Annotated in this window: 9 protein-coding genes and 1 pseudogene; 6 read left to right on the top strand and 4 right to left on the bottom strand. The window is 67.7% G+C overall.

Annotation, left to right across the window (positions count from 1 at the left end; all coding sequences use genetic code 11):
- The 6 genes from AC1D12_RS14005 to AC1D12_RS13980 form a co-directional block, all read left to right on the top strand.
- Positions 1 to 594: XrtA-associated tyrosine autokinase (locus AC1D12_RS14005; RefSeq protein ID WP_477841039.1), on the top strand; the 594-nt coding region annotated here is incomplete at its 5' end.
- Positions 595 to 662: 68 nt separating this feature from the next.
- Complete coding sequence (locus tag AC1D12_RS14000) at positions 663 to 2,189, top strand: TIGR03016 family PEP-CTERM system-associated outer membrane protein (protein ID WP_477841040.1); 1,527 nt, start codon at positions 663 to 665, stop codon at positions 2,187 to 2,189.
- 2 nt (positions 2,190 to 2,191) lie between these two features.
- On the top strand, positions 2,192 to 4,348 hold the full coding sequence (locus AC1D12_RS13995; RefSeq protein WP_477841038.1) for an XrtA/PEP-CTERM system-associated ATPase: 2,157 nt from the start codon (positions 2,192 to 2,194) through the stop codon (positions 4,346 to 4,348).
- Positions 4,349 to 4,364: 16 nt separating this feature from the next.
- The gene (locus AC1D12_RS13990; RefSeq protein WP_477841037.1) at positions 4,365 to 5,210 is read left to right on the top strand and encodes an XrtA system polysaccharide deacetylase; all 846 of its coding nucleotides are present in this window, start codon (positions 4,365 to 4,367) and stop codon (positions 5,208 to 5,210) included.
- Between the two features lie 100 nt (positions 5,211 to 5,310).
- Entirely contained in the window at positions 5,311 to 6,099 is a 789-nt protein-coding gene (locus tag AC1D12_RS13985; protein WP_477828200.1) for a YdcF family protein, read from the top strand.
- Positions 6,053 to 7,429 (top strand): right-handed parallel beta-helix repeat-containing protein, encoded by a 1,377-nt coding sequence (locus AC1D12_RS13980; protein ID WP_477828199.1) that lies wholly within the window; start codon positions 6,053 to 6,055, stop codon positions 7,427 to 7,429. The genes AC1D12_RS13985 and AC1D12_RS13980 overlap by 47 nt, the downstream gene beginning before the upstream one ends.
- A 15-nt stretch (positions 7,430 to 7,444) precedes the next feature.
- Here the strand turns inward: AC1D12_RS13980 and AC1D12_RS13975 are convergent, their stop codons facing one another.
- The 4 genes and pseudogenes from AC1D12_RS13975 to AC1D12_RS13960 form a co-directional block, all read right to left on the bottom strand.
- Entirely contained in the window at positions 7,445 to 7,753 is a 309-nt protein-coding gene (locus AC1D12_RS13975; RefSeq protein ID WP_477841036.1) for a hypothetical protein, read from the bottom strand.
- 284 nt (positions 7,754 to 8,037) lie between these two features.
- Entirely contained in the window at positions 8,038 to 8,874 is an 837-nt protein-coding gene (locus AC1D12_RS13970) for a hypothetical protein (RefSeq protein WP_477841035.1), read from the bottom strand.
- Positions 8,875 to 8,901: 27 nt separating this feature from the next.
- Positions 8,902 to 9,900, bottom strand: coding sequence for a PAAR-like domain-containing protein (locus tag AC1D12_RS13965; protein ID WP_477841033.1), 999 nt, complete (start codon positions 9,898 to 9,900; stop codon positions 8,902 to 8,904).
- Positions 9,878 to 10,292: pseudogene (locus tag AC1D12_RS13960) on the bottom strand (hypothetical protein); the annotation flags it as partial. The pseudogene AC1D12_RS13960 and the gene AC1D12_RS13965, both read right to left, overlap by 23 nt.

Below are 10,292 nucleotides of genomic sequence, written 5' to 3'. Positions count from 1 at the left end.
GGCAAGGCCGGCGGCAACCTGATCTTCGTGACCAGCGCGCTGCCGGGCGAGGGCAAGACCTACAACGCGATCAACCTGGCGATGAGCATCGCGATGGAGGTCGACCATTCGGTGCTGCTGGTCGATGCCGACGTGGTGCGGCCGTCGGTGATGTCGCGCCTGGGCGTCGAGGCCGAGCTCGGCATGCTGGACGTGCTGACCAAGCCGTCGCTCGACCTGTCCGAGGTGCTGATGCGCACCAACATCCCGAAGCTGTCGCTGCTGCCGGCCGGCCGGCCGACCGACCAGTCGACCGAGCTGCTCGCGAGCGTCGCGATGGAGCGCCTGCTGGCCGACCTGGCCGAGCGCTACGCCGACCGCATCGTGATCTTCGACGGCCCGCCGCTGCTGGCCACCAGCGAATCGCGCGTGCTGGCCGCCCGCATGGGCCAGGTGCTGATGGTGGTGCAGGCGCAGAAGACCGCGCAGAGCTCGGTGGCGCGTGCGTTCGCCGACATCGAGGCCTGCGAGACCGTCTGGTGCGTGCTGAACAAGGCCGCCAGCCAGCGTGCTTCGTCCGGCTACGAACGCTACCCGCAATACCGCCGGACCTGAACGACGTGCGCCCGAGCCGACGGACCCTCCGCCCCACCTGCCTGGCCCGCGCACTGCTGGCAGTGCCGATGCTGGGCTGCGCCTTCGGGGCCTGGGGGCAGTATTCCGGGGCGCCGACGGCCGCACCGGGCACCCCCGCCACGCCTGGCACCGGTGCCTTCGGCGGCATCGCCGCGCCGTCGGCCGCTGCCGCCGCGTCGGCACCGGTCGGCCCGCCGCCGGCCACCCACATCGTGCTGGCGATCGACTCGCGGCTGGTGCACACCGACAACGCGACCCCCGACCTCGGCATCAAGCAGAGCGACACCGTGCTCGAGGTGCAGCCGTCGATCGTGTTCGAGCGCCGCGGCCCGCGCATCACGCTGAGCGGCAATGCCGCGATCAGCAGCCTGAGCTACCTGAACGACAGCCAGCCGTCGCGCGTGCTGCCGCGCGCACGCATCGACCTCGCCTCGAAGGTGATCGAGGACTGGGCCTACTTCGACGCCTGGTACCGGATCGACCCGACCTTCGACGACCCGTACGCGACGCGCCCCGAGGCTGCCACCTCGTACAAGCTGGAGCCGCGCCGCCGCTACGGGCTGAGCCCGTACCTGATGCACCGCTTCAACGAGCTCGACTCGATGCTCGCGCGCGTCGACTACACGCATGCGCGCATCACCGACTTCCTGACCAAGCAGGTGCGCACCACCAAGGGCCTGGACAAGATCGTCTCGTACGAGCGCGCGCCGCGCAGCTTCGGCCTGCAGATCGAGGTGAAGGCGCACGACGAGAGCGACGACTTCACGCAGGGCCAGACGCTCAGCACGCGCGAGGCGCGGCTGTGGCTGAACTGGCAACCGCAGCCGCAGCTGGTGCTGGGCATCGTCGGCGGGCGCGAGAAGACCTCGCTGCTGGCCGACACGCCGACCGACACGCTGTACGGCGGGCGCGTCACCTGGCGGCCCGACGAGCGCAGCAACCTGCGCGTGACGGTGGAGCACCGCTACTTCGGCAACGGCTGGGACGCCGTCTATGCGCACAACTCGGCCACCACGACGATCGGGCTGCAGGCGAGCCGCACGGTGTCGAGCCAGGGCATCCCGGACAACGGCGTGCTGCCGCCCGGCAGCGCGTCGCCGGTGCCGGTGGGCGGCGGCATCAACCCGTCCGCGCTGTATTCGGTGGTGGCCCAGCTGCGCGAGAGCGCCGGCTTCCAGGCCGCGCTGCAGGGCCGGCGCAACCGCATCTACCTGCAGGTGGGCTACCTGAAGCAGCAGGCGCTGCAGATGGCGGGCCAGACCAACATCCCCGACCCGTCGTACGACACCGAGCAGAAATCGGCGTCGCTCGGCTGGGACTACAAGCTCGGGCCGCTGACCACGCTGACCGTGATCGGCGACGGCTCGCGCATCGAGGGGCTGGGCGGCAGCAACCTCGGCCGCTACACGACGCAGTATTCGCTGCGCGTCGAGGGCACGCGCACGCTGTCGCCGCACACCACGGCGACGATCGGTGCGCGCCGCCTCACCGTCAAATCCAACAGCACGACGCTGACCTCCGTCGACCTCGACGGCGAGCAGGCCATCTACGCCGGGCTGCGCTACCGCTTCTGACCATGTACGAGTCGCACTTCGGCCTCAGTGGCCCGCCTTTCCAGCTGAACCCGGACCCGGCGTTCTATTTCGACAGCCGCGGGCACRGCAACGCGCTGGCCTACCTGAAGTTCGGCGTGCACCAGGGCGAGGGCTTCATCGTCGTCACCGGCGAGATCGGTGCCGGCAAGACCACGCTGGTGCGCACGCTGCTCGAAGGGCTGGACGCCGAGAAGGTGGTGGCCGCGCAGGTGGTCAGCACGCAGCTCGAATCGGGCGACCTGCTGCGCGCCATCCTCACCGCGTACGGCGTGCCGACCGCGGGCGCGTCGAAGGCGCACCTGATCGCGAGCCTCGAGGGCTTCCTCACCGCGCTGGCCGCGAAGGGCCGGCGTGCGCTGCTGATCGTCGACGAGGCGCAGAACCTGAAGCACGAGGCGGTCGAAGAGCTGCGCATGCTGTCGAACTTCCAGCTCGGCAACCATGCGCTGCTGCAGAGCTTCCTGATCGGCCAGCCGGAGCTGCGCACGCTGCTGCAATCGAAGTCGATGGAGCAACTGCGCCAGCGCGTGATCGCGTCGTGCCACCTCGGGCCGCTCGACCAGACCGAGACGCGCGCCTACATCGAGCACCGGCTGCACCGCGTCGGCTGGAAGGATTCGCCGGCCTTCGCCGACGATGCGTTCGACGCGATCCACCGCTGGACCGGCGGCGTGCCGCGCCGCATCAACCGGTTGTGCAACCGGCTGTTCCTCGCCGCCTTCCTGTCGGGCAAGGACGCGATCTCGGCCGAGACGGTGGACCAGACCGCCGGCGAGCTGCGCAGCGAGATCGGCGAACTCGCCGACGTGCCGATGCTGGTGTCCACGGCGGGCCATGCCAGCGGCCACGGCCGACCCGACGTGACGATTCCGCCCAACCCGGCGCTGCCGGTGCTGGACGCGGCGGTGGACTTCGGCGGGAACATCGGCAACAACGCGAGCCTCGGCGTGGTCCAGCGCTCGCGCAGCGGCAGCAAGCTGCAGCGCCCGTTGCTGTGCGTGGTCGATACCCGCACCGATTTCCTGAAGATCGGCGCGCTGTCGCGCGTGCTCGAGGAGTACGGCGACCTGCCGCCGGTGATGGCGGTACAGCCCGGCACCGAAGAGGGCCTGGCGATCGGCGCGGCCGGTGCCGCGGTGCTGCCGCTGCCGAAGATGGAGATCCACCTCGGCATCGGCGCGCACGCGGTCGGCGTGGCGCACGGCTCGGCCGCCGCGCTGACGCGCTTCGACGAGGTGCTGGCCGAGTTCATGCCGAGCGCGGTGCTGGCGGTCGGCAAATCGGATGCGGTGCTGATGTGCACGCTGCTCGCCAACAAGCGCGGCGTGCCGGTGCTGCGGCTCGACGCCGGCCAGCGCAACACCGGCGGCAGCGCCAGCGCCGAGATGAACGGCGTGCTGATCGACCGCGTGGCCGATGCGCTCTACACGAACAAGCTGCTGACCTACTACACGCTGTACCGCGAGGGCATCCCGTCGGACCGGGTGCACTGCGTCGGCAGCCTGGCAGCCAACCTGCTGCACTTCGGGCTGCCGCATGCGGTGCCGCCGCTCGAATCGTTCGCGCGCGCCAAGCTCTCGCCGGCGGTGCTGAACGACCCGCGCGGCTTCGGGCTGGTGAGCCTGGCGCTGCAGCCGAAGACCATGGACGAGCTGCTGCCGATGCTCGCGACGCTGGGCCGCGAGCTGCCGCTGGTGTGGCCGCTGCGCGAGGAGGCGCTGGTCGCGCTGAAATCCACCGGGCAGGAGGCGCGCCTGGCCGATGCCGGCGTGATCGTGATGCCGGCGCAGGGCTACCTGGAAGAGATCGGGCTGCTGCAGCAGGCGCGCTGCCTGATCGCCGGCAGCGAAGGCGAGCTGGTCGAGGAGRCGGTGACGCTCGGTGTGCGCAGCATCACGCTCGGCAACGACCGCAGCGGCACGCCGGTGGCCGATCCGTCGAGCATCGTCGTCGGCCGCAACGTCGAGCAGGCGCTGAAAGCCGTGCGCGAGATCCTGCTGACCGAATCCGCGCGCGTCGACGTGCCCGAATACTGGGACGGCGGCACCGCCAGCCGCATCGCGAAGCACCTGCGCAGCTGGCTGCCGGCCTCGATGCGCGTCTCGTCGACCGCCCGCGCTGCCGAATCCGTTCGCTGAATTTGTCCCTGAGTCCATGACCAAGAACCCGATCACCAACGCCCTGACGGTCGACGTCGAGGACTACTTCCAGGTCTCGGCGCTGGCGCCGTTCATCGCGCGCGACCGCTGGGATTCGATCCCGTGCCGCGTCGAGGCGAACGTCGACCGCCTGCTGCGGCGCTTTGCCGACAACCATGCGAAGGCCACGTTCTTCACGCTCGGCTGGATCGCCGAGCGCTACCCGCAGGTGGTGCGCCGCATCGTCGACGACGGGCACGAACTGGCGAGCCACGGCTACGGGCACCAGCGGGCGAGCGAGTTGTCGCGCGAGGCGTTCAGCCACGACGTGACGAATGCGAAGCGCATCCTCGAGGACATCGCCGGCGTGCGGGTGATCGGGTATCGCGCGCCGAGCTTCTCGATCGGGGCCGACAACCTGTGGGCCTTCGACGTGCTGAAGGAAGCGGGCTACGTCTACAGCTCCAGCGTCTACCCGGTGCAGCACGACCACTACGGCATGCCGGACGCGCCGCGCTTTCCTTACCAGGTGCGCGACGGGCTGACCGAGCTGCCGATCACGACGGTGCGTGCGCTCGGGCGCAACCTGCCGGCCGGCGGCGGCGGCTACTTCCGCTTCGCGCCGTACGGCGTGTCGCGCTGGGCGATCGACCGCTTCAACCGCGACGAGCAGGCTCCGGCGATCTTCTACATGCATCCGTGGGAGATCGACCCGCTGCAGCCGCGCGTGCCCGGGCCGGGGCTGAAGACGCGTTTTCGGCACTACGTGAACCTGCACCGCACCGAGAGCCGGCTGGATCGCCTGCTCGGCGATTTCCGCTGGGGGCGGATGGATCAGGTGTTCGGTATCGCACGAGGATGACCCACCCCCGAAGCGCTGCGCGCTTCCCCCTCAAGGGGGCACCGCCAGCGGCCCGGCGAAGCCGGTTCCGCGGCGGTCGCTGGGCCTGAGGCGCTTCGGCATGAGGTCGCTGCTCACCGACCTGGTGCACCTGCTGCTGGCGATGCCGCTGTACGTGCTGCTCGGCATGGCGTGGCTCAGCGTGCGGGCATGGCGCGCGAAGGCGGGGCGGCTGCACCGCTGGCGGCATGGCTTTGCGCTGCTCGGCGTGCTGGTCTACGTCGTCTCGATCCCCGCGACCACCAACACGCTGCTCGCCCAGCTGGAGGCCTGGTGGCCGGTGCCGACCGACGCGCAGGTGAGGGCGCTGCCCAGCACCGACGGCCCGCGCATGCTGGTGCTGACCGCTGGCTGGTTCCGCAAGACGGAGACCGGCTATCGCGTCGTGATGGGCGCGCCGAGCTGGGAGCGCACCGAGATGGCTGTCGAGCTGTTCCAGCGCTTCGGCGGGCGGCTGATGTTCACCGGCGCACCGCTGCCCGATGGTTCCGATTCGGTCGCGCAGCACATGGCCTCGGCCGCGCAGCGGCTGGGCGTGCCGGCCGACGCGATCAGCGTCGAGACGCGTTCGGTCAACACCCACGAGAACATGCTCTTCAGCGAGCGCCAGTTCGGCCTGCGTGCGCAAGGGCGCGTGCTGCTGCTGGCGAGCGCGATGAACCTGCCGCGCGCGGTGGCCGCCGCGCGCGGTGTCGGGCTGGACGTGCTGCCGTATCCCTGCGATTTCCGCGCCGACACGGCGCTGAAGTGGCAGCATTTCGTGCCCAGCAACGAGGCGCCCGGTGCGCTCGAGGAGGTGCTGCATGAGTGGCTTGGTCTGGCGATGTATTCGCTTCGCGGCTGGGTGTAGCGCGGCGCTGGTCACCACCGCGACGGTGGTCGCGGCGCAGCCGCGCACCTTCGTCGTCGCCCCCGATGGCACCGACCGCGCGGTCGGCACGCTCGAGGCGCCGCTGCGCACGCTGGATGCCGCGGTGCAGCGCGTGAAGCCCGGCGACATCATCGAGCTGCGGGCAGGCACCTACGACGGCGCAGTGATCCGCAACCCCGGCTCGGCCGACGCGTGGATCACGCTGCGCGCTTACGCGAAGGAGCGTGCGGTGATCCAGGGCACCGAGCGGGGGCCGTCGATCTACTTCTACCACCGCACCTGCGACGAAGAGGCGCCGAAGGGCACGGTGTGCCAGGCGATGTACTGGCTGGTGCAGGGGCTGGAGGTGCGCGGCAGCGCCGACGGGCAGGAAGAGGGCTACGCGATCAAGATCGACACGCCGCACGTGCGGCTGCTCGACAACGACCTGTGCTGCTCGCGGGTCGATGTGGTGAAGCTGGTGCGCACCGCGGACGACGTCGAGATCCTGCACAACCGCATCCACCATCCGAACGCGAAGATCGGCGACAACGCGCAGGGCATCGACATCGTCGGCGCGGATCGCACGCGGGTGGCGTTCAACCATGTGCACGACATCCCGTCGATCGGCATCTACGCGAAGGGCAACTCGCGCAACACGGTGTTCGAGTTCAACCGCGTCGAGCGGACCTGGTCGAACGCGATCATGCTGGGGCAGGAGACCGACGACGACCGGCTGGTCGACGGGCCGTACGAGACCTACGACGGCGTGATCCGCGACAACGTGATCAGCGAGGTGGGCTGGGCCTGCCTCGCGACCTCGTCGTCGTGGCGGCCGCGCATCCACAACAACACCTGCTGGAACACCGGGCTGCTGACGCATGGGTCGGTGCTGGTGTCGAACGAGTCGGAGATCCACCAGGGCGGCACCGAGGTGGCTATCACCAACAACCTGATCGTCGGTGGCGCGAAGCTGCCGTTCATCCGCATCACGTCGGAGGCGATGAGCGATGCGCGCACGCTGGTGATCGACCGCAACCTGTATGCGATGCGGACCGGGGCGCCGGGGGTGTTCAGCTGGGAAGACAAGCGGGTCGTGAAGGTGGGGCTGGAGCGCTGGCGCGAGGCGACCGGGCTGGACCGGCACAGCGTGGTGCTGCCGACGGCGGACGGGTTGTTCGTCGACACGCAGTCGCTGCAACCGAAGGCGGGGGGGGTGGCGTGGGATCAGCGGCTGGTGGCGGAGCCGGCGCTGGCGGGGTGTCCACCGAGGCCGGTGGTGGGGGCGAGGGCGGCGTGTCCGGTGGAGGGGTTCGGGCCGCGGCAGTGAGATCGACGTGGTGTTTCAGGCGGCAGGTGACGCTGTCTTGATCACGTGCCCGAGGATCAGCCGGTCGTTCAGGAGCGTCGTGAAGCTCCAGGCCGACTCCAGGCCGTCGAGAAGGGAGAGTCGAGCGGCGTTCGCTTCGTGTTCGACTTCTTCGGCCAGGCGGCTGGAGTCGGGTCCGAAGTCCTTGTCGGTGCGGATCGTGTTGCACCAGGCGGAGAGCGCTGACTCCTTGCTGGCCGCGCTGGTCTGCGAGACATAGGTGCCGCCGCCGAATTCGAGAATGATGGTGTAGAGGTTCATCCTTTGGCTTTCGTTGAAGTTCATCATCGGATGGATCGCATGAGGGTGAATGGGCCGCGCCATCACACCCTCTCAACTGCCAAGGACGACTGCTTCGACGACGCGGCCGGCTGATTACACGTGATGCCCTGGGCCGTGCCAAGAGGGGGCCGTCTCAGGCAACGTTGCCAAGTACATCTGTCTGTGCGGTGGTCTCGACGCGGCGGACCTGCCGCTCGCCCAGCTTGAAGGAGGTGCCGTCGACAGCCGGATCAAAGTGCTGTGTCATCCTGGCGCCCTGTTTGATGGGCAAATCCCGCCCTCGCAGATCAAGGAATGCGATGCCCGAAGAAGTAGCGCACCCCATCCTCGAACCGCCAGGATTGCGGACTCTCGAGAAAGCCTGYGATCAAGGCCGCGGCCTGCATTGGCTTGAATCGTCCTTCTTCATAGAACGATGAGCAATCGATCCCTGTCGCGTTCTCGAAACGTCGTCTGAAGTCGCTGGGGAAGCAAGGCCGCCTCAGTCGCGCCAGGACATGCACGGCCAACCTTCTGACGCCGACAGGTTCGCCTTTGAAAACGAGTGCCTGACCGGTTTCGCACGTCTTGGCGAGTTCGTCGCAGCGCTGCTCTATCGCTGCCCGATACTGCTTGACCGGGCCGAACAGGCCCGGATTCGAGAGGGCTGATCCCGGGTCCAGGCAGGTGGAAAGCTGGACGGGAATGATGGCTGAATCCTTGATGTCGGCGACAGGCTCGTATGCCTTTGCGACGATTCGCATGTCGGCGATCTTGCCGCGCTGGACGAGCACGCTGCACCAGCTGAGCGTTTCCTCGAAGCTGGCGGATCCGCTGTCGAGGCGTTGGGCCAGTCTGTCGATGGTGGCTGAGGGAGCTGCATCGCCGAGGAGTGATTCGCACAGATCCATGCACTCCGGGTCGATATCGCCGGCGAAGAGGTCTACGAGCGTTGGAACTCTCGAAAAGTCACCGCCCTGTGCACTGTACAAAGCCCTGAGCCAAGTCTCATACGTGGCATCCGTCGTGAACGCTTCTGCACCCGAACGGCCGGATCGATCGCCATGCCCCTCGTACGCGAAATAGCCACGCCCTTCCCAGTCGATGGCGGGTAGTGCGCCGTAAGAACGCCAGTCTTTGTACAAGTGACTTCCCTTTCCGTTCCTCGATGTCTACGCCGTGGATGCCACCCTTTGCAGCATGCCGAATCTCTCATCGAGTTTCCGGCATACACCGCACAGTATCCCGTTGGGCTCCAGGTTTCCTCGCCCGACCGGACAGCCTCCTGCGGCGACCTTCGGCACGAGATGGTTCACTTGGCGTTCCTCCTGCACCTCCTTCTGAGTGGGTGGCCGCGTCAGCAGGCTGGTGAGCCGTGCAATCACCGTTGTCTCGTCGGCAATGCCACTGTGCCTTTGATACTGGCGGCGGATGGCCTTCCAGGCCGACTCGTTGCGATCACCTTCTTCCTCGGTGACAGGGCGCCTGAACACGTTGCATGGCRCCATCGGAATCAGCTTGCTGTTGCAGGTGCAGGCGGGTGTCATGGTCTTCCGGTTTGCCACATCCGACATCAGGGACACATACAGCGGTGCGTGCGCTGCAGCCGTGCCGTCGGAATTCCTGGTGTACCAGTCATCCATCGTCATCGCAGCGCCGGCTGAGTGTCTTGCGCCACTGCAACACGCACAGATGCTGGTTTCATCCTCGAGCTCTCCCCAGCCGACCGCTTCGAGATTGGGGTTGGGTGGTGTTGCTCCTGGAGCGCTTGCGTGATTGCTGGTCGTGATGTCGCCGTGACGGCAGACATGCTTTCCTTCGATCAGAACATCCATCGACCACGCCTGGAAACAGGTCTTGCCGCTGATCTGATGCGTGATCACGGACATGCCCCAAGCCCTGGTGGCGGCCTCGTTTCCGAGAGTCGCTGGTTGATAGAAGGACTGCTGGGACAAAGCTGCAGGCTTGCCGGCCAGCAGCACCGAGATCGAGCCGTCCTTGAGGTCGGTCGAGAACGAGGTATCGGGGTAGGGGATTGGTATCGGACCGGCGGGTGGCCCCGGCGGCGACAGGCAAACGTCGGGAAAGGATGCGATGACCTTGCCGTTGCCGGCCTTGCCTGCAATCTCGTTGCCGTTGGCGTAGACCTCATGAGACACGGTGTTCTCCATGGGCTGGTCCGCTGAGAACTGCTGCTGCGCGTGCTCCGGTTGGCGATGATGCATGCGCAAGGGAAAACTCCCCAGGTGCGTAGCCCCTCATGTGTGCCTGCTCGATCCAGGCGAGTTGCATCAGCGCTGAGGCTGCCCCGCAATCTCCGACGCTGCTGGCGGGATGCCACAAATCTTGCGATGCTCTTGTCCGCTGCATCAGGCGGGACTGCACCAGTGCAAGATCTTCGAAGCCGTGGGCCTCACCCGCCGCGTCACTGAGACGGAAAGCGATGTCGTGCATCTCGATTCCGGCATGCTGCAAGGCCGCGGCGACGGCTGCGCTCATTCCGGATCCCATCTGCGGAATGTCGTTGAGAACTGTCGCGTCGTCATGACCCATACCGATGCCT

It is taken from the genome of Rhizobacter sp. P1_G5, from assembly GCF_056405435.1.
Note: the sequence above shows the minus strand (reverse complement) of the source record. Positions and strands in the feature narration are given on the sequence as shown.

Excerpts from the sequence above, each read along its gene's own strand:
- AC1D12_RS14000 (WP_477841040.1), top strand. The coding sequence starts at position 663 with ATGCTGGGCTGCGCCTTCGGGGCCTGGGGGCAGTATTCCGGGGCGCCG.
- AC1D12_RS13980 (WP_477828199.1), top strand. The coding sequence starts at position 6,053 with ATGAGTGGCTTGGTCTGGCGATGTATTCGCTTCGCGGCTGGGTGTAGC.
- AC1D12_RS13985 (WP_477828200.1), top strand. The coding sequence starts at position 5,311 with ATGAGGTCGCTGCTCACCGACCTGGTGCACCTGCTGCTGGCGATGCCG.
- AC1D12_RS13990 (WP_477841037.1), top strand. The coding sequence starts at position 4,365 with ATGACCAAGAACCCGATCACCAACGCCCTGACGGTCGACGTCGAGGAC.
- AC1D12_RS13975 (WP_477841036.1), bottom strand. The coding sequence starts at position 7,753 with ATGAACTTCAACGAAAGCCAAAGGATGAACCTCTACACCATCATTCTC.